The organism is Gryllotalpicola daejeonensis, from assembly GCF_039538145.1.
GTDB lineage: Bacteria > Actinomycetota > Actinomycetes > Actinomycetales > Microbacteriaceae > Gryllotalpicola > Gryllotalpicola daejeonensis.
Genome location: NZ_BAABBV010000001.1, coordinates 752148 through 777826, shown reverse-complemented (window position 1 = coordinate 777826; position 25679 = coordinate 752148). Strand labels below are relative to the sequence as shown.

The window sequence follows — 25679 nt, the reverse complement described above, 5'->3', positions numbered from 1 at the left end:
GCGCAGGTCGGGTCGGTTCTGCCAGTTTTCCGGGCTCAGTTGCATAGGCCAACGGATGCCTCGGCGAGGCTTCCTGCATGGCAGAGAAAGACGTCCTCGGCAGAAGCGGCGAGCAGCTGGCCGCGCGCTTCCTCGAGGCAGGCGGGTACCAGATCGTCGGGCGGAACTGGCGCGGCAGCCGGGGCGAGCTCGACATCATCGCCGAGCATGACGGCACGACGGTGTTCGTCGAGGTCAAGACGAGGTCGGGCACCCGGTTCGGGCATCCGTTCGAGGCTGTCACGCCCCGCAAGCTGAGGGCGCTGCGACGTCTCGCGGGCGAATGGTGCGCTCAGGCAGACGCGGCGCGCGGGCGTATTCGCCTCGACGTGATCGCGGTGATCGGTGGCCTCGACGGCCCCGCCCGCATCGAGCACCTGCGCGGGGTCGGCTGATGGGCGTTGCGCGCACGATGGCCGTCGCCCTGCAGGGGCTGCGGGGGTCGCTGGTCGACGTCGAGGCGTCGATCACGTCGGGCCTCCCCAAGTTCACCTTGATCGGGTTACCGGATGCCTCGCTGTCGGAGGCCGCGCACCGGGTGCTGGCGGCCGCCTCGAACTCGGGCTCGTCGCTCGCCCAGAGCCGCGTCACCGCGAACCTCTCGCCTGCGACGCTGCCGAAGCACGGCTCTGCATTCGATCTCGCGATCGCCTTGGCCGCAATGGCCGCAGCGGGCAGCCTCTCAGCCCGCTCGATCGCGGGCACGGTGCACCTCGGCGAGCTGGGGCTCGATGGCAGGGTCCGCCCAGTGCTCGGCATCCTTCCCGCCGTGCATGCGGCCGTGCAGGCCGGGGCACGTCGGGTGATGGTGCCGGTCGGCAATCTCGCCGAGGCGCAGCTCGTTCCCGGGGCAGAGGTGATTCCGGTCGCCTCACTGCGCGAGGCGGCGATCAGGCACGGGGGCGACTTCACGCCGATCTCCGTCGAGCCGATTCTCGCCGCCCCGGCTGCGCCGCGGCCCATTGACGACCTCGACCTCGCCGATGTCATCGGGAACGAAGAGGCGATCCGTGCGCTGATCGTGGCGGCGGCGGGCGGCCACCACCTGTACTTCCTCGGCCCGCCTGGGGCCGGAAAGACGATGCTGGCGGAACGGATTCCCGGGCTGCTACCCGATCTCGACGAACGCGCGGCGCTCGAGGCGACCTCGATTCGATCGCTCACCGAGCTCGGGTCGGTGAGCGAGCTCGTCACCCGGCCACCCTTCGAGTCCCCGCATCACACGGCGTCTGCGGCGGCGCTGGTGGGCGGTGGCAGCACCCGCATCCGCCCCGGCGCAGCCGTGCGGGCCTCGCACGGCGTGCTCTTCCTCGACGAGGCACCCGAGTTCCAGCCTGCGGCGCTCGACGCCTTACGCCAGCCGCTCGAGTCGGGCGTCATCACGATCAGCCGTGCCCATCACTCTGCAGAGTTCCCGGCGCGATTCCAGTTGGTAATCGCGGCGAATCCGTGCCCGTGCGGGCTGTATGAACTAGGTGCGCAGAGCGAGTGCGTGTGCGGCCCGGGGCGGCGACGCGCCTACCTCAACCGGCTCTCGGGCCCCCTCATGGACCGCATCGACCTGCAGATCAAGGTCAGGCGGCTCGCGCCTGCGCAACTGATCGTCGCCGGCGAGACGCAGCGGCGAACGACTGCCGAGGCGCGGCAGCGCGTCGAGGCGGCGCGTGCGGCGGCGCGCGAGCGCTTCGAGGGCAAGCGATGGGGTCTGAACGCCAGGGTGCCGAGCAAATGGTTCACGGAAGGCTCGGGGCGGTTGCCGAAGCGCATCACCGCGCCGCTGGAGCGCTACTACCAGACATACGGTCTGTCGATGCGGGGCTACGTCCGGGTGCTGCGTGTGGCGTGGACGCTGGCCGATCTCGACGGCGCCATGTCTCCTGGCGCCGAGCATGTCGGGGCCGCGATCGACTTGCGCGAGGGAGTCAACGCATGACGGTCGACGTGGGGATGTCCCAGAGCGAGCGTGCGCGCCTCTGGGACAGGCTTCGTCCCGGACGGACGAGCGATGACGCCGAGCTGACGGCGCTCGTCGCGTGGAGTGCGCTGGCGGAACCGGGGGACGGCATCGCAGGTCTGCTCGTGCGCGAGCTCGGCGCTGCGGCTTCGCTCGACCTGGTGTTCCGCGAGCAGAAGTTCGCCTCGCAGGCGGAACTGCGGCGCGAGGCATCCGCCGTAGCGGCCGCGGTCCACGCCGCGTACGGTGAGCGAGGCCTCGAGCCGCCACCCGGGGTGCGGGCCGGCTTTCTGCGCTGGCAGCCGCGGATGACCTCCGAGTTCCTCGCGTCGGTGTTCGCGATGGCGGCCGCTTCCGGCGGCGAGCTTCTCGTGCCCGGCGACGCGCAGTGGTCGAACGGGTTCGAGAGCCTCGGCGATCATGCGCCGTTGCTGCTGTGGGCACTCGGGAACGTCGAGCTGCTCGGGGATTTCGAGACGTCGATCGCGATGGTGGGTACGCGTGCGGCGACCGGCTACGGCAACCACGTCGCGACCGAACTGGCGGTGGGCCTCGCTGAGCGCGGGTGGACGGTGGTGTCCGGCGGGGCATACGGGATCGACGCGACCGTGCACCGTGCGGCGCTGGCAGCGCACGGCAGGACCATCGCCGTGATGGCAGGCGGGCTCAACAGCTTCTATCCCATCGGGAACACCGAGCTGATTGCGCGAATCGCGCGCGAAGGGCTCGTCGTCGCCGAGGTTCCCTTCGGCACTCCGCCCACGCCGTTCCGCTTCCTGTCGCGCAACCGCATGATCGCGGCCATGGCGAGTGCGGTCGTGGTCGTCGAGGCCGGCGGCCGCTCGGGCTCGATCAACACGGCGAATCACGCGGGCACCATCGGTCGGCCGATCGGCGCGGTCCCTGGCCCGATCACGAGCCCGTCGTCGAGCGGGTGCCATCAGCTGTTGAAAGAGAACAAGGCCGAGCTGGTTGCGACCGTGGACGACGTCATCACCCTTGCGCACGGAAAGGTGGAAGAGCCGGAGCCCCTCGCAGACCCTGAGGACCCGCGCTTCAGCCGCGTGCTGACGGCGCTGAACGGCCGCACGCCGCGCTCGGTCGAGCAAGTCGCCCGCAAAAGCGGGATCGGCGCCGACGAGACCGCCGGGCTGCTCGGGGTGCTGCTGCTCGACGGAGTCGTTCGCAAAACCGCGGACGGGTGGGTGTCGGTCGCGCGGAAGGCGTGAGGGCGCTGCATCCTGAACGGGTGAGACTCTCCGACGCGACGGCACGCTTTCTCGAGCACGCGCGGTACGAACGCGGTCTCTCTGATGCGACGATCACGTCGTACCGGGCCGATCTCGCAGGACTCGAGCGGTTTGCCGCCGAGGCGGGCGTCCGCGACCTCGAGGACCTCGACCTGGAAGTGCTGCGCGCCTGGCAATGGGCGGGGTCGGAATCGGGGCTCGCGGCATCGACCCTCGCCCGTCGCAGCGCAGCCGCCCGCAGCTTCACGAGCTGGGCCGCTCGCGCCGGGTTGCGCGAGACGGATCCGGGAGTGCGGTTGACCTCACCCAAGCTCGGCCATCATCTGCCGCGGGTGGTGGCGCAGGATCAGATGCGCGAGCTGCTCGAGCGGGCGGCGCAGCGCGCCGAGGCGGGCGACCCGAAAGAGGTGCGCAACCGGGCCGTCCTTGAGCTGCTCTACGCCAGCGGCGTGCGCGTGTCAGAGCTCGTCGGCCTCGACACGGGCGACCTCGATCTCGACCGGTTGACCATGGTGGTGACGGGCAAGGGGTCGAAGCAGCGCACCGTACCCTTCGGCGTACCAGCGCTCGGGGCCGTGGTCGACTATCTGCGCACGGGCCGCCCGACGCTGCTCGCGCGCGGTGACGGCTCAGCTGGAGATGCGCTCTTCCTCGGGGCCTCCGGGCGGCGCATGAGCACCCGCGCCGTCTACGAACTGGTCGCCCGCGCGCTCTCGGCGTTTCCGGGCGGCGGCCCGCGTGGGCCGCACACGTTCAGGCACACCGCGGCCACGCACCTGCTCGACGGGGGCGCCGATCTGCGCGCCGTGCAGGAACTGCTCGGTCACGCGAGCCTCGGCACGACGCAGATCTACACCCATGTCTCGGTCGAGAGGCTCAAGCAGAGCTACGCACAGGCGCACCCGCGGGCGTAGAGAGCGGGCGGCACCGTCAGTCGAGCGGCAGCAGGACAGCCGGAGGAATGCCTGCATAGAAGAGCAGGGGCGAGACGTATTCGCCGTCGACGCGGACACCGACGTGAATGCACCGGTCGTCGCAGTGGCCGCCGTGCGCCACCGTTCCGAACGCCTCACCCGCGTGCAGCTCGGACCCGGTCGAAGCTGCCGTGGCCACCGGCTCGAAGCTCACGAGCACGCTGTCGCCGACGGCCAGGGTCACCACCGGCCGATCGACGACGACGCCGGCGAAGTGAATCGTGGCGTCGGCCGGCGCGAGCACCGGTTCGCCGGGCGATGCCGCGAGGTCGATGCCGCGGTGGCCGGCTGCGTACGGCCCGGGCGGCGCCTCGAACGGCTGGACCACGGGGCCCGGGGGAGAAGTCGGCCAGCGCCAACGCGGCGCGTCGGCCGGAGCCGGCGGATTGGGCCCGTCGAAACCTTCCGTCGCCACTGCGCGCCCCGGCGCGAGTGCGAGCGCGACGACGAGAGCCAGACAAGCGGCGGATTTGGCGAGCAGCATGCGCGCGAGCATCGCAGACGGGCTCGACGGATTCCCTTGCGGAACAGGGCTTCGGTGCGCAATCCGTTGCGGCGACGCCTGTGGAGGGAAAGAGTGATGGCAGGAGAGAGGGGAACGCGAGATGTCTGTCGGGCAAATCGAGAAGATCGATCCGAGGTTCCGCCGCCGGGTGACCGGCCTTGCCATCGCCGCTGCCGTCGGCGGCTTCCTGTTCGGTTTCGACTCGTCGGTCATCAACGGCGCCGTTGACGCGATCGGCAAGCAGATCGTCGCCCCTGCCGTATCCGGCGCGGCAGAAGACTTCGTGAAGGGGTTCGTCGTCGCGGTCGCGCTGCTCGGCTCGGCCGTCGGTGCGTGGATCGCCGGCGGTCTCGCCGACCGCTGGGGTCGGCCGCGCGTCATGCTCCTCGGCGCCATCCTGTTCTTCGTCAGCGCGATCGGCGCGGGCCTCGCCCAGACGGTCTGGGACCTCGGCGCCTGGCGTGTCATCGGCGGTCTCGGCATCGGCATCGCATCCGTCATCGCCCCCGCGTACATCGGCGAGGTGGCCCCGAAGGGCGTGCGCGGCGGCCTCGCGTCCCTGCAACAGCTCGCCATCACGATCGGTATCTTCGTCGCCCTGCTGTCGGACTTCGTTCTCAACAGCGCCGCGGGCAATGACGCCACGGCGGCGCTCTGGATCAACCTCGGGGCCTGGCGCTGGATGTTCATCGTCGGTGTCATCCCAGCTGTCGTCTACGGCTGGCTCGCGCTGACGATTCCCGAGTCGCCGCGCTATCTGCTGCTCATCGGCAAGCGCGATGAGGCAGAGCAGGTGTTCTCGACGATCGTGCCGAAGGACGAGGTCGAGGGCGCCATCGCCGACATCGAGAAGGCGATCGCCGAAGACAAGAAGAACGCGAACGCCACGCTGCGCGGGCCCTCGTTCGGCCTGCACCCCATCGTCTGGGTCGGCATCATCCTGTCCGTCTTCCAGCAGTTCGTCGGCATCAACGTCGTGTTCTACTACTCGAACTCACTGTGGACGGCTGTCGGGCTCGGTGACCACGCCTTCCTGCTCAGCGTCATCAGCGGCATCGTGAACGTACTCGTCACCTTCATCGCCATCGCGCTGGTCGACAAGCTCGGCCGGCGCCTGCTGCTGCTGATCGGCTCGGTGGGCATGGCGATCCCGCTCGGGCTCGAGGCCGTGGCCTTCAGCTTCGCGACTCTGCAAGACGGCCAGCTCAGCCTGCCGACCGGGTGGGCCACCGTCTCGGTGATCTCGGCGAACGTCTTCATCATCGCCTTCGGCGCCACCTGGGGTCCGCTCGTGTGGGTGCTGCTCGGCGAGATCTTCCCCAGCCGCATCCGCGCTCGGGCGCTGGGTGTCGCCGCGGCCGCCCAGTGGATCGCGAACTTCATCATCTCCGAGACGTTCCCGCCGCTGTCGGCGTGGTCGCTGCCCTGGACCTACACGATCTACGCCGTCTTCGCGGCGCTGTCGTTCTTCTTCGTGCTGTTCCGCGTGCCGGAGACGAAGGGCGTCGCACTCGAACACACCGAGGACCTCTTCCTCAAGCGGCATCCCGAACTGCGCGAGACGAACTGATAGACTTTGCGAGCACCCCGCTCGGCGGGGTGACTACGCGTGCCCAGTGGCCGGCTCATCGTCGGCGGCACAATTCCCCCAGGTCCCAACACCGCCGATGCGGTCGCGGGCGGGAGCGTGTCGGGCACTAGGACTATCAACCTCAAGAACAAAGGAACGATCATGGCCGTCGTCACCATGCGCCAGCTGCTCGACAGCGGTGTCCACTTCGGGCACCAGACCCGCCGCTGGAACCCGAAGATGAAGCGCTTCATCCTCACCGAGCGCTCGGGCTCCTACATCATCGACCTGCAGCAGTCGCTCACCTACATCGACAAGGCGTACGACTTCGTGAAGGAGACCGTCGCACACGGCGGCACCATCCTCTTCGTCGGCACCAAGAAGCAGGCCCAGCAGGCCATCGCCGAGCAGGCGACCCGCGTCGGCCAGCCCTACGTCAACCAGCGCTGGCTCGGCGGCCTGCTCACGAACTTCAGCACCGTCTCGAAGCGCCTCGCCCGCATGAAGGAGCTCGAGGAGCTCGACTTCGAGGGCAACACCAGCGGCTTCACCAAGAAGGAGCTGCTGATCAAGAAGCGTGAGCTCGACAAGCTGCACAAGTCGCTCGGCGGCATCCGCAACCTGACGAAGACCCCGAGCGCGATCTGGGTCGTCGACACCAAGAAGGAGCACCTCGCCATCGACGAGGCCGAGAAGCTCGGCATCCCCGTGGTCGGCATCCTCGACACCAACTGCGACCCCGACGAGGTCAACTACCCGATTCCGGGCAACGACGACGCCATCCGCTCCGTCGCGCTGCTGACCCGCATCATCGCCGACGCCGCCGCCGAGGGCCTCATGTCCAAGCACGGCCAGACCGATGGCGACGAGGCCGAGCCGCTGGCCGAGTGGGAGCAGGAGCTCCTGAACGCGGGCGACGCCGACGAGGCCACCCCTGCGCAGTCGAGCGCCGAGACCGAGAAGGTCGCGGAGGCCGAGCCGGCCGCCAGCGCCGAGTAAGACTCGCACCCCCTCACCGCTCACAACACTCACAACAGGGAGTTCCAGAGGAATGGCAACCATCAGCATCGCCGACATCAAGGCGCTGCGTGAGCAGCTCGGCACCGGCATGGTCGACACCAAGAAGGCCCTCGAGGAAGCCGACGGCGACCTTGAGAAGGCGACCGAGATCCTGCGCCTGAAGGGCGCGAAGGGCAACGCCAAGCGTGCAGACCGCTCGACGAGCGAGGGCCTCGTGGCCGCTCGCGAGAAGGGCAACGAGGCGTGGCTCATCGAGCTCGCGTGCGAGACCGACTTCGTCGCTAAGAACGACAAGTTCATCGCCCTCGCCGACGGCGTGCTCGAGGCCGTCGTGCTCGCCGGCGCGAAGTCGCTGGAGGAGGCGCTCGCCGCCCCCGCCGCGACCAAGACCGTCGCCGACGTCATCGAGGACCAGGCCGCTGTCATCGGCGAGAAGATCGTCCTGCGCCGCGTTGCGTACCTGACGGGCGACGCGTTCGCGATCTACCTGCACAAGACCTCGAAGGACCTGCCCCCGCAGGTCGGCGTCGTCGTCGCGTACACCGGCTCCGACGAGGAGACCGCCCGCAGCATCGCGCAGCACATCTCGTTCGCGAACCCCGACTACGTCACGCGCGACGAGGTCCCGGCCGACAAGGTCGACAACGAGCGCCGCATCGTCGAGGAGATCTCGCGCCAGGAGGGCAAGCCCGAGGCGATCCTTCCGAAGATCGTCGAGGGCCGTCTCGGCGCCTACTACAAGCAGGTCGCCCTGCTCGAGCAGGACTACGCGAAGGACAACTCGCTCACGGTCGGAAAGGTCGCGCAGAACGCGGGCCTGACGATCACCGGTTTCGCCCGCTTCAAGGTCGGCGCGTAACACAACACATGGGGGTCCGGATGCATGAGGCATCCGGACCCCTTTTTCGCGCGCCCGCGCGCCGGGCGCTGCCCACCAGCTAACCTCGACCACAGAGCAGACCCACACCGGAAGGACGACACCACCAGATGGCAGACGACACGAAGCGCAGAGTCCTTCTCAAGCTCTCGGGCGAGGCGTTCGGCGCAGGCTCCCTCGGGGTGAACCCCGACGTCATCGCGGCGCTCGCGCGCGAGATCGCCGAGGCGGCGCGCTCCGTCGAAGTCGCGGTGGTGGTCGGCGGCGGCAACTTCTTCCGCGGCGCCGAACTCAGCCAGCGCGGCATGGACCGCGGCCGGGCCGACTACATGGGCATGCTCGGCACCGTCATGAACGCTCTCGCCCTGCAGGACTTCCTCGAGCAGGCCGGGGCTGAGACCCGCGTGCAGTCGGCGATCGCGATGACGCAGGTCGCCGAGCCCTACATCCCGCGTCGTGCGGAGCGCCACCTCGAGAAGGGCCGCATCGTGATCTTCGGCGCCGGCGCCGGCCTTCCGTACTTCTCCACCGACACCGTCGCGGCGCAGCGTGCCCTCGAGATCGGCGCCGACGCCGTGCTCGTGGCCAAGAACGGCGTCGACGGTGTGTACACCGCAGACCCCAAGCACGACCCCACCGCCACGAAGATCGACCGGCTCACCTACCAGGACGCGCTGCGACGTGGCCTCAAGGTCGTCGACTCGACCGCCTTCAGCCTGTGCATGGACAACCGGATGCCGATGCAGGTGTTCGGCATGCAGCCGGAGGGCAACGTGAGGGCGGCTCTGCTCGGCGAGCCGATCGGCACGCTCGTCACCCACTGACGAGAGCGTCGATAGACTCGACCCGACAGTTCTACGAAGGAGCTACCGTGATCGCTGATGTCCTGTCCGACGCGACCGAACGCATGGGCAAGTCCGTCGAAGCCGCGAAGGAGGACTTCTCAGAGGTCCGCACCGGCCGCGCGAACCCCCAGTTGTTCTCGCGCGTGATGGTCGAGTACTACGGCAGCCCCACGCCGCTGCAGCAGCTCGCCTCGCTGCAGGTGCCTGAGGCGCGTGTCATCCTCATCCAGCCCTTCGACAAGACGGCGCTCAAAGAGATCGAGAAGGCCATCGTCGCCCGCCCCGACCTCGGCGTCACGCCGAACAACGACGGCAACATCATCCGCATCACGATGCCCGAGCTGACGGAGGAGCGCCGCAAGGACTACGTCAAGGTCGTGCGCGCGAAGGCGGAGGAGGCGCGGGTCTCGATCCGCAACATCCGCCGTCGTGCCAAGGACGAGCTGGACTCGCTGAAAGAGGTGGGCGAAGACGAGATCGCCCGCGCCGAGAAGGAGCTCGACGCGTTGACGAAGAAGCACGTCGACCAGATCGACGAGGCGCTCACCCGCAAGGAAGCCGAACTTCTCGAGGTCTGACCCCATGGCGCAGCGGCCGCAGGGCCCCGACTTCAAGGCGCAAGCCCAGGCCGCGCGCGCCGATATCGAGCGACAGCTCCAGGAATCCCGCGCGCAGTTCGAGAACGCCCGTGCCCAGTTCGACGAGGTCAACGAGCGCATTCGCGCGCGCACCGGTCGCAACCTGATTCTCGCGATCCTGATCGGAGTGGGTGCAGGCGCGCTCGTGCTCGCGAGCCTGCTGTTCATTCCGGAGCTGTTCATGCTCGTCGGCGCGGCGATCGTCGCATTCGGGGTGGCGGAGCTCAGCACGGCGCTGCGGGGGAGCGGCCGCGACATCCCGCGCACCGCGAGCGTCATCGCGGCGCTCGCCCTGATCCCGGCGTCCTACTATCTCGGCGCAGAGCTGCGCTGGCTCGTCTTCATCGCGGCCGCCGCGTTCGTCGTGCTGTGGAGGCTGATCGAGTATGCGTGGCCGAGCCGTCGTGGCGGCGGGGATGCCCTGCTGCGCGACCTCGCAGCATCCATTCTCGTTCAGGCATATGTCGGGTTGCTGGCGAGCCTCGCGGTCCTGCTCGTCTCACCGCAGTCGTCGCCTGGTGGCCGCTGGTGGTTGCTCGCGGCTCTCATCATCGTCGTCGCGACGGACACCGGCGCGTATGCGGCCGGCCTGAATCTCGGCCGCCACAAGATGGTGCCGACCATCAGCCCGAGCAAGACGTGGGAGGGCTTCGCCGGGGCTGGGGCCGCGGCGATCATCGCCGGTGTGCTGCTCTCGCTGTTCATGCTGCACGTGCCGTGGTGGTTCGGCCTCGTGATCGGCCCGGTGCTGCTGGTGACCGCGACGGTCGGCGACCTCGCCGAGTCGCTGATCAAGCGCGACATCGGCATCAAGGACATGAGCTCGTGGCTGCCGGGCCACGGCGGGGTGCTCGACCGCCTGGACTCGATCCTGCCCTCGGTGGCCGCGACCTACGCCCTGTATCTGATCTTCTATCCGCTGTTCTCGTGAGGAGTCCCGTGACGAGTTTCCCCACTGTCGGCCCGAAGAAGCGCGGCTACAGTGCCGCGCAAGTCGATGAGTTCCTGACGAAGGCCCGAGCGGTGTTCGACGGGCGCAGCACCGGGCTGACGGCGGTCGACATCCGCCGCACTGCGTTCGACCTCACGAAGGACGGCTACGAGCCGAGCGCGGTCGACGCGGCGCTCGAGCGCCTCGAGGATGTCTTCGCCGAGCGCGAGCGGCAGCGCGCTCGGAGCGAACTCGGAGAAAAGGAATGGTTCGGTCGGGCGCGTGAGTTGGCGCAGGTGATCGTCAACCGCCTCAACCGCCCGGACAAGCACCGCTTCACGCGCACCGGGCCCCTCACGCTCGGGTACAACACGGCGGAGGTCGACCGGTTTTCCTCCCGTCTGATCAGGTATTTCGCTGAAGGGTTGCCCGTGACCGTCGACGAGGTCCGCACGGTCACCTTCCGTCCGCAGCGCGGCGGATACACCGAGGCGCAGGTCGATCTGCTGCTCGATTCCGTGACCGACGTGATGCTGGCGGTGCGATGACCGCTGTGGATTCTGGTTTGGCAACCGCCCACCGCGCCGTTATGGTTCTGTGATCGTGGGTAGGCGCGTAGCAACCAAGACGGCAGATGCCGCCGGCCGCCCCGTCACAACTATGCACAATTCATTCAAGAAGAAGTCCAGGCCGATCGTGGTCCTGCTGGCTGTCGCAGCTATCGCAGGGTTCGTGCTCATCAACCTGGTCAACCCGAACAGCTTCGCGACCGCAGATGCCTCCCTGCAGTTCGCGCATGTGACCGACCGATACGCCGGCCAGCAGCCGCAGGCGCTCGACGTCGGCGCCGACTACCAGCCGGTGGCGGTGCAGCGCGACCAGTTCACCGCTGCGGTGCCGCCCAAGCCGACGCCGAAGCCGACCCCGACGAAGACACCGTCGCAGGCGTCGTCGACGCAGACGACCGCGACCGCGACCGCCGCGGCGCCGGTTGCTCCGCCCGCAGCCCCTGGCACCGCGCAGGCGTGGGCGAAGACCTACCTCGCCTCGCTGGGCATGGGCGACGACCAGTTCAACTGCCTCGTGTCGCTCTGGAACCGCGAATCCGGCTGGAACGTGCACGCCTCGAACCCGAGCGGCGCCTATGGCATCCCGCAGGCCCTTCCCGGCAGCAAGATGTCGAGCGCGGGTCCCGACTGGCAGAACAACTACGAGACGCAGATCAAGTGGGGCATGGGGTACATCACCGGCCGCTACACGAACCCCTGCGGCGCGTGGGGCCACTCGCAGTCCACCGGCTGGTATTGAGCCGAGCGCACAACCGACTCGCGTAGGCTGGAATCCATGCCGCGCAGCAATCGTCCCCGGGGTCGCAAGACCGCCGGGGACGATTCGTCTGAGCTCGACATCGAACGGCTGACGCTCGGTTGGCGGCGCACGGAGACGCGCCGCGGCGCGAGCTACACGGTTCAGCCCATCTCTGCGGCGAACGCCCGCAAGAGCTACGTCTGCCCCGGCTGTGGGCGTGAGGTGGCGCCAGGCGTCGAGCACGTCGCCGTCTGGCGCGCCGACGGCGTGCTGGGCGACGCCGCCGACCTCTCCGGTCGGCGGCACTGGCACACGCACTGCTGGAGGATCGCGTGACCGTGGTGGAGGTCCGTGCGGGCGTTGAGCTTCCCGCCGTTCGGGAAGAGGTCGAGTTCACGACCCTCGACCGGCTTCGCCTGGTCGGCGAGCTCGCGACTCCTCTCGACAGGCATCCGGTCGCGACCCTCATCACGCTGCATCCGCTGCCGACGCACGGCGGCTTCATGGACTCGCACATCCTGCGCAAGGCGGCCGCTCGACTTCCCGCCCTCGCTGACCTGGCGGTGCTGCGCTTCAACACACGCGGCACCTCGTCCCCGCGCGGCACGAGCGACGGGGCATTCGGCGAGGGCGTCACCGAGCGCTTCGACCTCGAGGCCGCGGTGCGCTTCGCGCGCGACCGAGAGCTGCCCCGCCCCTGGCTCGTCGGCTGGTCGTTCGGCACCGAGGTCGCCATCAAGTACGGGCTCGCTCACGATGAGATCGAGGGCGTCAGTCTGCTCTCGCCGCCGCTGCACCGTGCGACCCGCGACGAGCTCGCTGCCTGGCACGGTTCGGGAAAGCGGATGGTGGTGCTGGTTCCTGAGCTCGACGACTTCCTGCGGCCCGAGCAGGCCGAGCCGATCTTCCGCGAGGCGGTCCCTGAGGCGGAGTTCCTCGCCGTCCCAGGCGGCAAGCACCTCTGGGTCGGTGAGGCGCAGACCCGCACAGTGCTCACCGAGATCGTGCGGGCGGTCAACCCGGCGGCGCTGCCGCTGCCCGAGACCTACGAGCTCTAGACGGCCGGTCTCACAGCTCGTTCTGGCGCGGGATCACGACCTGGCGGACGATCAGCAGCACAGAGGCCGCGAAGGGGATCGCGATGAGCGCCCCGAGCACGCCGAGCAGGGTGCCGCCCGCGAGTGCCGCGACGACCACCAGGGCACCGGGCACGGCGACGGCGCGGTTCATGATGCGCGGGCTCAGCACGTATGCCTCGACCTGCATGTAGATGAGGTAGTAGATCGCCGCGACGAGCGCAGTCAGCGGCGAGCCGAGCAGCAGCGTCAGCAGGCAGATCAGGGCAGATCCCGTCAGGGTGCCGACGAGCGGCACGAGCGAGAACGCGAAGGCGATCACCGCGAGCAGCATCGGGTACGGCGCGCGGATGATGCTCAGGAAGATCGCCGAGAGGATGCCGTTCACGAGCGCGAGCGACACCTGGCCGATCACGTACTTCCCGACGGAGTCGGTGACCTGCTCGGCGATGTCGATGAAGCGGCGGCGCTTGCTCGCCGGCACCAGCGCATACGCCCCGCGTTTGATGTTCTTGAGGCTCGCGGCGAAGTAGACCGTGAGGATCAGCACGATCAGCACGCCGAACGCGCCCGTGATCAGCCCGAGGCCGGCCTGCAGCACCCCGCCCGTGATGGTGCCGAGGTGCTTCTGCAGTTCCGTCCACATCTGGCTCACCGCGTTGTCGACGACGCCCGGCTCGAACTGCGACTGCAGCCACTGATACCACTGCTGGTACGTGCCCTGATCGACGAAGTCGGTGACCGACTGCACGAGTTGCGAGCTCTGCTCGATGATCACGGGCACGATCGCCAGGATCACGCCGGTCGCGACCCCGAGGATGACCACGAAGACGATGACGATGGATGCCCAGCGGGGCACGCCGCGCCTGGCGAGGAACTCGATCAGCGGCTCGAGGCCGAGAGCGATGAACAGCGCGGCACCGATGTACGTGATGACCGTCGACAGGTTGACGATCGACGCGAGGATCAGAACTCCGAGTCCGACGCCGAGCGTGCCGACGAGCCCGAGCGTGAACGCGTTCTTGATCTTCACGCATTCAGATTATCGGCAGGCCCTCACTCGGCAGATGCCACGCCCTCGGCCTGGGCGAGCGCGCCGCGGAGGCTCTCGAAGTAGCCGGCGACCGACTCGCGCTCGATGCGGATCTGCGAGAGGCGGTCCTCTGCGTCGTCCACGAGCTTGCGCGTGCGGTTCTCGGCGTCCTCGATCATGGCCTTCGCGCGGTCCTCGGCCTCGCGGACGATGCGCGCGGCCTCGGCCTCGGCTTCCTTCCGCTTCGAGTGGACCTCTGCGCGGACATCCGTCTCGATCGCCTTGGCCTCTTCGCGCGCGTCGTTGCTGCGCTTGAGCGCATCGGCGAGCTGCACGTTCGCGTCGTCGAGGAAGCGCTGCGTCTGCGCGACGGCCTCCTGGTGGCGGGCGAGGTGCTCCTTCTCGGCCTCGTCGCGGCGGGACTTGAGCTCGACCTCGAGATCGATGCGTGCCTGCTCGGCCTCGTGACGCTGCTGGTCGACCTCTGCCTGTGCCGCCTGGCGCAGTGCGGCGAGCTCGTTCTCGTGGTCGATGCGTGCCTGCTCGACCTTGGCGCGGTGCTCGGCGAGCTCGGCCTCGAGCTGCGACGCCTGCGCTGCCGCGGCCTGCGCGAGCTCCTGACGGTGGGCGATGCGCTCGGCCTCGAGTTGCGACTCGTGTGCGTTCCGGCTCTCGGCGAGTTCGCGCTCGAGCTCTGCCCGGCGCTCGGCGACCTCGGTGTCGAGGCCGGCCGACGCCTCGCGGCTCGCCTGCGCCTCCTTCGCGGCGACGGCGCGCACCTCTGCGGCCTCGCGCTCCGCCTCCGACTTGGTCGCAGCCGCTTCGCGCTTGCTCGTGGCGCGCACCTCTGCGGCCTCGGTCGCGACGGCGCCGCGGATCGCCGCCGCCTCGCGCTGCGCGTCCTGAAGCAGCTGCTCGGCGTCGCGCTTCGCGTCGGCGATGATCGAGTTCGCCTCGATCTGCGCGTCCTGCAGGGCGGAAGCAGCCTGGGCGCGGCCCTCGTTCACCACGCGCTCCGCCTGCGACTTCGCCGCCTCGCGGATCTGCTCGGCCTCGCGGGCGACCTGGGCACGCAGCTTCTCCGCGTCGATGTCGGCCTGCGCGATCATGCGCGTCGACTGCTCTTCCGCGACGCGCAGGGTGTTCTCGAGCTTCGTGCCGAGGCCGGAGAACGTGGGGCTGCCGACCTCTTCGATCTCCGCGTTGAGTTCATCGATGCGGCCGTTGAGTCGCTTGATCTCCTTGGCGGCATCCGACGCCTGCGTGTTGGCCTTGATCAACTCGCGGCGCAACTCCTGCAGCGCTTTGTCGACCTCGTCCTTGTCATAGCCGCGGAAGACCTGGGTGAACTCTGACTCTTCGGGCACTGTGGCTCTCCGGGGGGATCGAAAGGCTGCTGGGAGGGGGGTGCGGCGCTGCGTCGCGCCGTACCCCAGAAATGCTACAAGCCCGACGAGGCGCGCCGAACGCCGCATTCAGGGTTCGTCCCGGGTCTGTCCAGGCGCGTCGAATAACCTGGAGCGACTTTTGGCCGCCGGTCGACACCCGATAGACCGGCCAGGAAGGATTCATTCGTGCGTTTCGTCATTGCCATCGCGGCATTCCTCATCGCCGCGATCATGATCGGCGTTGGGGTCGCCCAGCGAACGATCTGGGCACCCGCCGCAAGCGTGACCGCCGCCGCAGAGGTGCACTCGCATGCACCGTACATCGTGATCTCCGGTGCCACGCTCAATGCCAACGAGGGGCAGCAGACGCTGCGCGTCACCGGTGCATCCAACCCGTTCGTCGCGTACGGCCGCACGGCAGATGTGAAGGCCTGGATCGGCGACGAGCCGTACACGCGGGTCAGCTACGACCAGGCCACCCAGTCGTTGAAGTCGACGCTGGTGCGCCCCGGCGATCACAGCGCGAGCGAGTCGGGGGATGCCACGGCGACGCCGACGCCGACGAGCACCCCCACCGCCAGTGCCACCCCCACTGCAGGGGCGTCGGCGAAGACCTCGGAACTCGCTGACTCGATCGATCCGAAGGCGCCGAACCCCGCGGGCAGCGACCTGTGGCTCGAGGAGTTCACGGGCGCGAAGGCTGCCACCACGACGATGAACGTGCCGGACAGCGTCAGCGTGATCATCGCGACCGATGGCGCGCACGAGGCGCCGGCCGGCGTCTCGCTGACCTGGCCGATGGATACACGCACGCCGTGGGCCGGCCCGCTCATCGTGCTCGGCGGCCTGCTCGCCATCGCGGGCATCGTGTTCTACATCCTCGCCCTGCGGCACATGCGACGTGGGCGAGGCCCGCGCCGCGGTGGAAGCAACGGGCGCCCGCAGCGTCTGCCGCGCGCGCCTCGCGCGGCACGCGTGCGCTCCGTGGGCCCTGCCGCGGCTGAGACGCACGGCCGCCGCTCGCTGGGGCGCGGTCTGATCGCCGTTCCCGTGCTGCTCGCTGGCGCCGTGACGATGGCCGGCTGCTCGTCGGACTACTGGCCCGCGATCGGCGCGAACTCCGCTTCGCCGACGCCGACCGCTTCGCCGATCGCGACGCAGCTTCCGGGCCAGGGCACCGACCGCCCGGCGCCCGCGGTCACCGAGCCGCAGCTGCGCAACATCGTGACCCGGATCGCGGAGACCGCGAAGACCGCAGACGCGAACAAGGACGCAGCCCTGGCTGCCACCCGCTTCACGGGCTCTGCGCTGCTCGAGCGGCAGACCAACTACCGCATCCGGCAGAAGCTCTCGACGTACGCCGCGCCCACCGCGATCCCGGTGAACCCCAAGCTGTCGATCGTGCTGCCGCAGGCGACCGCCACGTGGCCGCGGGCCGTCGACGTGATCGTGTCCGACCCCGCGACGAAGAACGCCGCGCCGATCGCGCTCACGCTCACGCAGGCGAGCCCGCGCGACAACTACAAGGTCGCGTACTCGATGTACATGCTCGCCGGTGCGAAGATCCCGAATCTGGCCCCTGCCGATATCGGTGCGACGTCTGTGCCGCCGGACTCGAAGCTGCTCAAGGTGCCGACGAGTCAGGTCGCCCAGGACTATGCGGACGTGATCGCGCTCGGCGCGAAGAGCAAGAAGTACGACGAGTTCGACGAGTCGCCGAACTCGCTGATCCAGAACTTCGGCGCGCAGAACAAGGCGGACCTGCTGAAGAAGTTCCAGAAGACGGCCGGCAAGATGACCTTCGCCGATCGCCCCAGCGCCGACGCGCCGGTGTCGCTCGCGACCAACAATGCGGGTGCGCTCGTCGCGACGACGATCGAAGAGGTGCAGACCGCCCGCACCACCGACCCGCTGGGCACCATGAGTGCGCCTTCCAAGAGCGGCACCGCGGCTCTGACGGGCAAGACATCGAGCCACAAGGGCTTCGAGACGACGTACGATTTCCAGCTGCTGCTGTACGTGCCGCCGGCTGAGTCCCAAGAGAAGATCCGTCTGCTCGGCTACACCGCAGCGGTCACCGGTTCGGTCGAGCTGAAGTAGCCCGCCGGCGCGCCAGGCGCACGAGAACTCATATCCTTGGCCAGAGGACTGGCTGACGTGAGAGGACATGCATCAGTGACTGACGAGAGAGCTGCGCAGGCAGCGCGCCTGCGCGGAGCGGTGGACCTTTCCGGACTGGTGAACAGGCCCGACCCTGCTGCCGCGGGAGCGACGGCTGCGGCGCCGAGCGGCGCCCGGGCCGGCGGCCTGGTGGTCGACGTCGACGAGCGCAGTTTCAGCCAGCTCGTCGAGCTGTCGAGCACGGTCCCCGTGCTGGTCGATCTGTGGTCGGCGCGCACCGATCAGAGCACCCGCCTCTCCGCGACCCTGATCAAAGTCGTCCGCGAGTACAAGGGCCGCTTCGTGCTGGCGCGCATCGAAGCCGAGCGCAACCCGCAGCTCGCCCAGGCCTTCCAGGCGCAGGAGGTGCCGACGGTCGCCGCGATCATCGGTGGCCGCCCCGTCGGACTCTTCGTCGGCGAACTGCCGGAGCCCGAGATTCGCGACGCGGTCGAGCAGGTGCTCGCGTTCGCCGCGCAGAACGGCATCACCGGCACGGTTCCGGTTGACGATGCGGATGCTTCAGCCGAGGGCGCTGAGCCCGAGCCGGCGCCTCTGCCGCCGCTGCACCAGGAGGCGTACGACGCCATCGAGCGCGGCGACTTCCAGGCGGCGATCGACGCGTACAGCAAGGCGATCGCTCAGAACCCGGGGGACGCCGACGCGAAGGCGGGTCTCGCGCAGGTGAGCCTGCTGCACCGCCTGCAGGGCAAGAGCCTCGACGCGGTGCGCGCTGCGGCCGCAGCCGCGCCCGACGACGTCGACGCGCAACTGGACGTCGCCGACGCCGACCTGTCGGGGGGTCACGTCGAGGACGCCTTCGACCGCCTGCTCACCCTCTTCCCGAAGCTGGATGCCGCCGGAAAGAACCGCGTGCGCGAGCGCCTCGTCGAGCTGTTCGAGGTCGTCGGTTCTGCGGACCCGCGCGTCGTCAAGGCACGCGGTCGTCTCGCGAGCCTGCTGTACTAGCAGGCGGCCGCGTCAGTAAGATCTTCGTCTCAATCGGGGCCTAGACGGCTATCCCCAGGCCGAAGACCACTAAGCCGTCTCAGCTGCCCGAGCCAGGGCTCATCCACGACCAGGCGCGCGGGCGCACCTGGTCGAACGGGGTCAGCGCGGGCGGTGCGTCGTCTTCGGTGTCGCCGTCGAACACCGATGATGGGATCTCGGCCATCGCCTCGAGGTGGTGCTCGGAGAAGTCGGCGACCGGATCCGCGACCGGTTCGGTGACGGCGTCCTCGTCAGGATCTCTTCAAGCCGGCGCCTGCGGCGTCGGACGAAGGAAGATCGCGCCGAGCGGGGGAAGGTTGACCGCCGCGCTCGCCGAGCGGCCACCCCAGGCGAGGTCCTCCGCATGGATGCGGCCGAGGTTTCCCACACCCGAGCCGCCGAAGGCTGAGGCATCCGTGTTCACGATCTCGTCCCACTCGCCTGCGAACGGAAGGCCGAGTCGGTAGCCGTGATGCGGCGCGCCCGAGAAGTTGAACGCGCACACGACCGGGCCGTCCTCGCTCCAGCGCAGGAAGGCGAGCACGTTGTGCTGCGCATCGCCCGCCTCGATCCACTCGAAGCCGCGCGGCTCGGTGTCGTAGCGCCAGAACGCCGAGTTGGCGCGATAGACCCGGTTCAGCTCACCGACGAGCTCCGCGATCTGGTGGTGGTCGTCGTAGTCGAGCAGGTCCCAGTCGAGACCCTTCGCCTCGCTCCACTCGGCCCACTGCCCGAACTCCTGCCCCATGAAGAGCAGCTGCTTGCCGGGATGCGCCCACATGAACGCGAGGAACGCGCGCAGGTTCGCACGCTTCTGCCAGTGGTCGCCCGGCATCTTGTCGATCAGCGAGCCCTTGCCGTGCACGACCTCGTCGTGGCTGATCGGCAGGATGAAGTTCTCGGAGTACGCGTAGACCATCGCGAAGGTGATCTCGTTGTGGTGGTACGAGCGGTAGGCGGGATCGCGCTCGATGTACTGCAGCGAGTCGTGCATCCAGCCCATGTTCCACTTGAAGCCGAAACCGAGGCCGCCGTCGCTCGTCGGGCGCGTCACGCCGCTCCAGCTCGTGGACTCCTCGGCGATCATCATGATGCCGGGGTAGCGCTTGTATGCCGTCGCGGTCGTCTCTTGCAGGAATCCGATCGCCTCGAGGTACTCGCGGCCGCCGTGGATGTTCGGTACCCACTCGCCGTCATTGCGCGAGTAGTCGCGGTAGAGCATCGAGGCGACGGCATCGACGCGCAAGCCGTCGACGTGGAACGTCTCGAGCCAGTAGAGCGCGTTCGCGTAGAGGAAGTTGCGCACCTCGGTGCGGCCGAAGTCGAAGACGTAGGTGCCCCAGTCCTTCTGCTCGCCGAGCCGTGGGTCGCCGTGCTCGTAGAGCGGCTGCCCGTCGAAGCGGGCGAGCGCCCAGTCATCCTTGGGGAAGTGGCCGGGAACCCAGTCCATGATCACGCCGATGCCGGCCTGGTGCAGGCGGTCGATCAGATAGCGCAGGTCGTCGGGGTGGCCGAAGCGGCTGGTCGCCGCGTAATAGCCGGTGACCTGATAGCCCCACGAGCCGGCGAACGGGTGCTCGGCCAGCGGCATGAACTCGACGTGGGTGAAGCCGAGCCAGGTGACGTACTCGATGAGCTGGTCGGCCGCATCGCGGTAGTTCAGGCCTGGGCGCCACGAGCCGAAGTGCAGCTCGTAGATCGAGATCGGCTTGTCATGGTGGCTCGTGCGCCGGGCCTCGAGCCAGGCGTCGTCATTCCACTCGTAATGGCTCTCGCCGACGACCGACGCCGTCGCGGGCGGCACTTCGGTGTACTGCGCGAGCGGGTCCGCCTTGCGCACCCAGTCGCCCGACTGCGTGCGGATGTCGTACTTGTAGAGCGTGCCGGCACCGAGGCCCGGAACGAACAGCTCCCACAGTCCGCTGCCGCCCATCGAGCGCATGGCGTGGCCGGTGCCGTCCCAGCCGTTGAAGTCGCCGACCACCCGCACAGCGGTCGCGTTCGGCGCCCAGACGGCGAAGGCGACGCCCTTCGTCGCCTTCTCGACCCCCCAGTGCTCGCGCACGTGCGACCCGAGCGCGTTCCAGAGCTCCTCGTGGCGTCCCTGCTGGATCAGCCAGGTGTCGCCCTCGCCGAGCGTGGGGGAGAAGCGGTAGGGGTCGTCGGCGGTGTAGACGCTGCCGTCGGCGTACCGCGCCTCGATGACGTAGTCGCTGAGCCCCGTGATCGACACGCCCTGCCAGATTCCGAAGCCGATGTGGCCGAGCTCGACGTGCGCACCCGAAGCCAGCACCGCGTGCACGGATTCCGCGAGCGGTCGCAGGGCGCGGATCACGGTGACCGGGTCGGTGACGCTGCCCGCGGCGATCGGATGCTGGCCGAGGATCGCGTGCGGCTCGTGGTGGCGTCCCTCCGCCAGTGCCTGCAGCGTGTCGTCGGCGATGCGGGGCAGGGTGACACTGGCCATCAGCTGGGCTCCTTCACGTGGAGGATGTGCACGGGCTCGTAGAACGAGTCGAGTCGGACGTAGTTGCGCGCCGACCAGTTCCAGCGCTGACCGGTGACCAGGTCGCGCACCTCGAATTCGGCGCCGGGCTCGAGGCCGAGCGCGGTGACGTCGAGGTGCACGATCGTCTCGCGCACCGAGTGCGGGTCGAGGTTCGCGACCACGATCACGGTGTCCGACTTGCCCGACCGGCTGAACTCGCGGGAGAGGTGCTTGGAGTACACCAGCACGGCGTCGTCCTCCGAGCTGTGCAGCGTGAGGTTGCGCAGCTGGCGTAGGGCGGGATGCGCCTTGCGGGCCTGGTTCAGCATGGTCAGATACGGGGCGAGCGAATCGCCGGAGGCGAGGGCGCGACCGAAGTCGCGCGGCTTGAACTCGTACTTCTCGTTGTCGATGTACTCCTCGGCCCCCGGGCGGGCGACCGACTCGTAGAGTTCGTACCCGGAATACACGCCCCACAGCGGGCCTGCCGTCGCCGCGATCGCGGCGCGGATCTTGAAGGCCGGCTTGCCGCCGAACTGCAGGTACTCCGTGAGGATGTCCGGCGTGTTCACGAACAGGTTCGGCCGGTAGTAGGCCGCCCAGTCGCGCGAGATGGTCGTCAGGAACTCCTCGAGCTCTGGCTTCGTGTTGCGCCAGGTGAAGTACGAGTACGACTGCTGGAAACCCGCCTTCGCGAGCGTCTGCATGACGGCGGGCCGGCTGAACGCCTCGGCGAGGAAGACGACATCGGGGTGCTCGCGGTTCACGTCGTGGATCAGCCACTCCCAGAAGCGCAGCGGCTTCGTGTGCGGGTTGTCGACGCGGAAGGTGCGGACGCCGAGAGAGATCCAGTACTCGACGATGCGGCGGATCTCGGCCTTGAGCCCGTCGTAGTCGTTGTCGAAGTTGATCGGGTAGATGTCCTGATATTTCTTCGGCGGGTTCTCTGCGTAGGCGATCGTTCCGTCGGGCAGCGTCGTGAACCACTCCGGGTGCGACTGCACCCACGGGTGATCGGGGGATGCCTGCAGCGCCAGGTCGAGGGCCACCTCGAGCCCGACGAGCTCGGCCTTGCCGAGGAAGTGCTGGAAGTCCTCGACGGTGCCGAGCTCGGGGTGGATGGCGTCGTGGCCGCCCTCGGCCGAGCCGATCGCCCACGGCGAGCCGGGGTCGTTCGGGCCGGCCGTCAGCGAGTTGTTCGGCCCCTTGCGGAACGCCCGGCCGATCGGGTGGATCGGCGGAAGGTAGACGACGTCGAAGCCCATCGCGGCGACCTCGGGTAGGCGCAGCGCGGCGGTTCGGAAGTCGCCGGACTGCCAGGTCCCGTCCGGCCGCCGCTTTGCGCCGATGGAGCGCGGGAAGAACTCGTACCAGGCGCCGACACCGGCGCGGCTGGGCTCGACGACGATCCGCCGCGTCTGCGACAGCGTCTGCAGCGACACGACGGGCCGCTCGGTCATCAGCTGGGTCACGCGCGGTTCGGACGCCGCGGCCATGCGCGCCTCGACGGGGGCGGCCTCTTCGCGCAGCATCTTGGCGAGGTCCGCGCACATGCGCCTCTCGCCGGTGGGTCGCCGGGTGTCGGCGGCGGCGCGCTCGGCGAGGACGGCGCCCTCCAGGAAGGTGACCGTGACGTCGACGCCGACGGGGATCTTCTTGTCGGCCACCGCGCGCCAGGTCGCCCACTCGTCGGCCCACGCCTGGAAGCGGAAGCGCCATTCGCCCTCGGCCTCGAGCAGCGCGAGCGTTCCCCAGCGGTCGGGGAACTCGCGCCCGAGCGGGTGCATGCGGTGCACGCTCTCTTCGCCGTTCGGGGCGAGCAGCAGCAGGTCCACGCCGATGAGATCGTGGCCCTCGCGGAAGGCGGTGACCTCGAACGGCACCACCTCGCCGGCGAACGCCTTCGCCGGGAAGAGGCCGCCGTCGACCTCGGGGGACGGCTCGAGGAGCGGGATCCGGCCCAGGACGGGAGTGAAGGCATCCGTGTCGTTCGCCACGATGCGAACCTATCGCGTATCACCGGCGATACCCCATGGAAACGTGCCGTCGATACGGTACGAGCGTGAACGAGTTCGACGCGCTGGATGCCACCAAGCCAGAGACCCCACTCACCGCCGATGAGGCCCAGACGACAGAGTCGAGGCGTGTCGGCCCGAGCTTCCAGCCGACGCATCCGCTCGCGCTCGCGCCCGTCACCTCGCCGCCGCATTCCGTCGACGGCTTCGTGCGCGAATTCCTGCGCGAGCTGAACACGGACTCCGGCGTCACGCTGTCGCGCTCGACCGTCAACGACCAGTACCTGTCGCTCGCGCGCGCCGTGCGCCACTACCTCTCGGCGCGCTGGCTCGAGAACACGCGGAAGGTGCGCGAGACGAAGGCCAAGATGGTCGGTTATCTGTCGGCCGAGTTCCTGCTGGGGCGCCAGCTCGGCAACGCGCTGCTGGCAACCGACCTTGAGGAGATCGCCGAGAAGGCGCTCGCCGAATGCGGCATCGACATCGCCACTCTGCGCGCACAGGAGGTCGAGCCGGGGCTCGGCAACGGCGGCCTCGGCCGGCTCGCCGCCTGCTTCATCGACTCGCTGGCGACGATGGGGGTGCCGTGCATCGGCTACGGCATCCGCTACGAATACGGCATCTTCCGGCAGACGTTCGTCGACGGCCGTCAGGTGGAGCAGCCGGACACCTGGCTGACTCTCGGCAGCCCGTGGGAGTTCCCGCACCCCGAGCACGCCGTGCAGGTCGACTTCGGCGGCCACACCGAGACGTATGTCGACACCGACGGCGTCGAGCGCACGCGGTGGGTCCCCGGCTGGAACGTGCTCGGCATGCCGTTCAACTACATGGTGCCGGGCTATCAGAACGGCCAGGTCAACACGCTGCGGCTGTGGAGCGCCCAGGCCACCAACGCCTTCGACCTGCCGACGTTCAACAGCGGCGACTACGCAGAGGCCGTGCGGGCGCAGACCTTCGCCGAGAACATCACCAAGGTGCTCTACCCGGAGGACTCGACGCCCCAGGGCAAGGAGCTGCGGCTGCAGCAGCAGTACTTCTTCGTCGCCTGCTCGATCCGCGACTTCATCGACCGGTTCATCCTCGACGGCGACGTCACGACGCTGCCCGAACGGGTGATCTTCCAGCTCAATGACACGCACCCCGTTATCGCGGTGCCCGAGCTGATGCGCGTCCTCGTCGATATCGAGAAACTCGAGTGGGATGCCGCGTGGGAGATCACGAAGAAATGCTTCGCCTACACCTGCCACACCCTGCTGCCGGAGGCGCTCGAGGTGTGGCCGACCGAGCTGCTCGGCCGGCTGCTGCCGCGGCACCTCGAGATCATCTACCGCATCAACGACGAGTTCCTCGCCGAGGTGCGCGCGGCGTTCCCCGATGACGAGATGCGCGCTCGCCGCATGTCGATCATCGCCGAGTACCCCGAGCGGGCGGTGCGCATGGCCTACCTCGCGACCGTCGCCGGCGCGAAGGTGAACGGTGTCGCCGAGCTGCACTCGCAGCTGCTGCGCGACAAGGTGCTGCACGACTTCTCGGAGTACTGGCCGGAGAAGTTCACGAACGTCACGAACGGCGTGACGCCGCGGCGCTTCATGCGGCTCGCGAACCCCGGCCTCTCGCAGCTCATCACCGAGACGCTCGGCACCGGCTGGCTGACCGATCTCGAGCGGCTCGCCGAGCTCGAGCCGTATGCGGAGGATGCCGAGTTCCGGGCCGCGTTCGTGCGCATCAAAGAGGCGAACAAGACGCGCCTGTACCGGTTGCTGCGGGCCCGCGACCAGGTCGCCTTGCCCGATGACCACCTGCTCGACGTGATGGTGAAGCGCCTGCATGAGTACAAGCGCCAGAGCCTCAAGCTGCTGCACATCGTCAGCAGCTACGAGCAGATCATCTCGGGCAAGGTCGACCCGTCGCAGGTCACGCCACGCACCTTCGTGTTCGGGGCGAAGGCGGCACCCGGCTATCGGATCGCAAAGGAGACGATCCACCTGATCAACTCGGTGGCCGCCGTGATCAACGCGGACCCGCTCGTGAAGGACGTGCTCAAAGTCGTCTTCCCGGCCAACTACAACGTGACGCTCGCAGAGACGCTGATTCCGGCGGCCGACCTCTCCGAGCAGATCTCGCTGGCCGGCAAGGAGGCGTCGGGCACGGGCAACATGAAGTTCGCGCTCAACGGCGCGCTCACGATCGGCACCGACGACGGCGCCAACGTCGAGATCCGGCAGCTCGTCGGCGACGAGCACTTCTTCCTGTTCGGGCTCACCGAGCCGGAGGTCGCGGAGGTGCAGACGGCCGGCTACCGCTCGCACGAGTACTACGAGGGCGACCCGCAGCTCAAGGCGACGCTCGACCTGATCGCCTCAGGCCACTTCTCGGGCGGCGACCGCACGGTGTTCGAGCCGCTCGTGTCGAACCTGCTCTACGACGATCGGTTCATGGCGCTCGCCGACTTCCGCTCGTACGTCGAGGCGCAGGCCCGTGTCGACGCGTACTACGCAGATCAGGATGCCTGGGCCCGTTCAGCCGTGCTGAACGTGGCACGGTCGGGCTTCTTCTCGTCTGACCGCTCGATGCGCGAGTACATCGCCCGCATCTGGCACACGCAGCCCTTGCGCTAG

Annotated in this window: 23 protein-coding genes; 17 read left to right on the top strand and 6 right to left on the bottom strand. The window is 68.7% G+C overall.

All coding sequences use genetic code 11. From position 1 onward, the window contains the following. The first annotated feature begins 77 nt into the window (after window positions 1-77). The 4 genes from ABD736_RS03920 to ABD736_RS03905 are packed head-to-tail and all read left to right on the top strand — an operon-like array spanning window position 78 to window position 4157. A complete protein-coding gene (locus ABD736_RS03920) occupies window positions 78-434 on the top strand; it encodes a YraN family protein (protein WP_344790424.1) in 357 nt (118 codons plus the stop codon). Next, a complete protein-coding gene (locus tag ABD736_RS03915) occupies window positions 434-1972 on the top strand; it encodes a YifB family Mg chelatase-like AAA ATPase (protein ID WP_344790423.1) in 1539 nt (512 codons plus the stop codon). The genes ABD736_RS03920 and ABD736_RS03915 overlap by 1 nt, the downstream gene beginning before the upstream one ends. Further along, window positions 1969-3222: a DNA-processing protein DprA gene (gene dprA / locus ABD736_RS03910; RefSeq protein WP_344790422.1), complete on the top strand. Its 1254-nt coding sequence runs from the start codon at window positions 1969-1971 to the stop codon at window positions 3220-3222. Before ABD736_RS03915 ends, dprA begins: the two co-directional genes overlap by 4 nt. 20 nt (window positions 3223-3242) lie before the next feature. Continuing rightward, complete coding sequence (locus ABD736_RS03905; protein ID WP_344790421.1) at window positions 3243-4157, top strand: tyrosine recombinase XerC; 915 nt, start codon at window positions 3243-3245, stop codon at window positions 4155-4157. 16 nt (window positions 4158-4173) lie between these two features. Here the strand turns inward: ABD736_RS03905 and ABD736_RS03900 are convergent, their stop codons facing one another. Then, window positions 4174-4701, bottom strand: coding sequence for a M23 family metallopeptidase (locus tag ABD736_RS03900; RefSeq protein ID WP_344790420.1), 528 nt, complete (start codon window positions 4699-4701; stop codon window positions 4174-4176). A gap of 121 nt (window positions 4702-4822) precedes the next feature. On the opposite strand from ABD736_RS03900, the gene ABD736_RS03895 reads away from it, so the two are divergent. From ABD736_RS03895 to ABD736_RS03850, 10 genes are all read left to right on the top strand, one after another. Further along, window positions 4823-6292 (top strand): sugar porter family MFS transporter, encoded by a 1470-nt coding sequence (locus tag ABD736_RS03895; RefSeq protein WP_344790419.1) that lies wholly within the window; start codon window positions 4823-4825, stop codon window positions 6290-6292. 162 nt (window positions 6293-6454) lie between these two features. Continuing rightward, complete coding sequence (rpsB, locus tag ABD736_RS03890; RefSeq protein ID WP_344790418.1) at window positions 6455-7291, top strand: 30S ribosomal protein S2; 837 nt, start codon at window positions 6455-6457, stop codon at window positions 7289-7291. 52 nt (window positions 7292-7343) lie between these two features. Further along, window positions 7344-8171 (top strand): translation elongation factor Ts, encoded by an 828-nt coding sequence (gene tsf / locus ABD736_RS03885; RefSeq protein WP_344790417.1) that lies wholly within the window; start codon window positions 7344-7346, stop codon window positions 8169-8171. Between the two features lie 128 nt (window positions 8172-8299). Then, entirely contained in the window at window positions 8300-9013 is a 714-nt protein-coding gene (pyrH, locus tag ABD736_RS03880) for a UMP kinase (RefSeq protein WP_344790416.1), read from the top strand. A 47-nt stretch (window positions 9014-9060) separates the two neighbouring features. Next, on the top strand, window positions 9061-9612 hold the full coding sequence (gene frr, locus ABD736_RS03875) for a ribosome recycling factor (RefSeq protein ID WP_344790415.1): 552 nt from the start codon (window positions 9061-9063) through the stop codon (window positions 9610-9612). Between the two features lie 4 nt (window positions 9613-9616). Continuing rightward, on the top strand, window positions 9617-10603 hold the full coding sequence (locus ABD736_RS03870) for a phosphatidate cytidylyltransferase (protein WP_344790414.1): 987 nt from the start codon (window positions 9617-9619) through the stop codon (window positions 10601-10603). Window positions 10604-10611: 8 nt separating this feature from the next. After that, window positions 10612-11151 (top strand): DivIVA domain-containing protein, encoded by a 540-nt coding sequence (locus ABD736_RS03865; protein ID WP_344790413.1) that lies wholly within the window; start codon window positions 10612-10614, stop codon window positions 11149-11151. A gap of 112 nt (window positions 11152-11263) precedes the next feature. Then, window positions 11264-11911 (top strand): aggregation-promoting factor C-terminal-like domain-containing protein, encoded by a 648-nt coding sequence (locus ABD736_RS03860; RefSeq protein ID WP_344790412.1) that lies wholly within the window; start codon window positions 11264-11266, stop codon window positions 11909-11911. A 36-nt stretch (window positions 11912-11947) separates the two neighbouring features. Next, on the top strand, window positions 11948-12247 hold the full coding sequence (locus tag ABD736_RS03855; RefSeq protein WP_344790411.1) for a hypothetical protein: 300 nt from the start codon (window positions 11948-11950) through the stop codon (window positions 12245-12247). A 5-nt stretch (window positions 12248-12252) separates the two neighbouring features. Then, window positions 12253-12969 (top strand): alpha/beta hydrolase, encoded by a 717-nt coding sequence (locus ABD736_RS03850; protein ID WP_344792204.1) that lies wholly within the window; start codon window positions 12253-12255, stop codon window positions 12967-12969. 10 nt (window positions 12970-12979) lie between these two features. Here ABD736_RS03850 and ABD736_RS03845 read toward each other — a convergent pair whose 3' ends face one another. Both ABD736_RS03845 and ABD736_RS03840 read right to left on the bottom strand, forming a co-directional pair. Beyond that, on the bottom strand, window positions 12980-14020 hold the full coding sequence (locus ABD736_RS03845; protein WP_344790410.1) for an AI-2E family transporter: 1041 nt from the start codon (window positions 14018-14020) through the stop codon (window positions 12980-12982). A gap of 23 nt (window positions 14021-14043) precedes the next feature. Then, complete coding sequence (locus ABD736_RS03840; protein ID WP_344790409.1) at window positions 14044-15387, bottom strand: DivIVA domain-containing protein; 1344 nt, start codon at window positions 15385-15387, stop codon at window positions 14044-14046. Window positions 15388-15594: 207 nt separating this feature from the next. Between ABD736_RS03840 and ABD736_RS03835 the strand changes: the two genes are divergently transcribed. Both ABD736_RS03835 and ABD736_RS03830 read left to right on the top strand, forming a co-directional pair. Next, window positions 15595-17508: a DUF8094 domain-containing protein gene (locus ABD736_RS03835; RefSeq protein ID WP_344790408.1), complete on the top strand. Its 1914-nt coding sequence runs from the start codon at window positions 15595-15597 to the stop codon at window positions 17506-17508. A 75-nt stretch (window positions 17509-17583) separates the two neighbouring features. Then, window positions 17584-18537: a tetratricopeptide repeat protein gene (locus ABD736_RS03830; RefSeq protein WP_344790407.1), complete on the top strand. Its 954-nt coding sequence runs from the start codon at window positions 17584-17586 to the stop codon at window positions 18535-18537. 79 nt (window positions 18538-18616) lie between these two features. Here the strand turns inward: ABD736_RS03830 and ABD736_RS03825 are convergent, their stop codons facing one another. The 3 genes from ABD736_RS03825 to ABD736_RS03815 all read right to left on the bottom strand — a co-directional run bounded on the left by ABD736_RS03825 (window position 18617) and on the right by ABD736_RS03815 (window position 23043). Beyond that, window positions 18617-18742 (bottom strand): hypothetical protein, encoded by a 126-nt coding sequence (locus ABD736_RS03825; protein WP_344790406.1) that lies wholly within the window; start codon window positions 18740-18742, stop codon window positions 18617-18619. Window positions 18743-18820: 78 nt separating this feature from the next. Next, complete coding sequence (gene glgB / locus ABD736_RS03820) at window positions 18821-21025, bottom strand: 1,4-alpha-glucan branching protein GlgB (protein WP_344790405.1); 2205 nt, start codon at window positions 21023-21025, stop codon at window positions 18821-18823. Further along, window positions 21025-23043, bottom strand: a complete 2019-nt coding sequence (locus ABD736_RS03815) for an alpha-1,4-glucan--maltose-1-phosphate maltosyltransferase (RefSeq protein ID WP_425554986.1) — start codon at window positions 23041-23043, stop codon at window positions 21025-21027. Before ABD736_RS03815 ends, glgB begins: the two co-directional genes overlap by 1 nt. Window positions 23044-23270: 227 nt before the next feature. On the opposite strand from ABD736_RS03815, the gene ABD736_RS03810 reads away from it, so the two are divergent. Continuing rightward, window positions 23271-25679 (top strand): glycogen/starch/alpha-glucan phosphorylase, encoded by a 2409-nt coding sequence (locus tag ABD736_RS03810; protein WP_344792202.1) that lies wholly within the window; start codon window positions 23271-23273, stop codon window positions 25677-25679.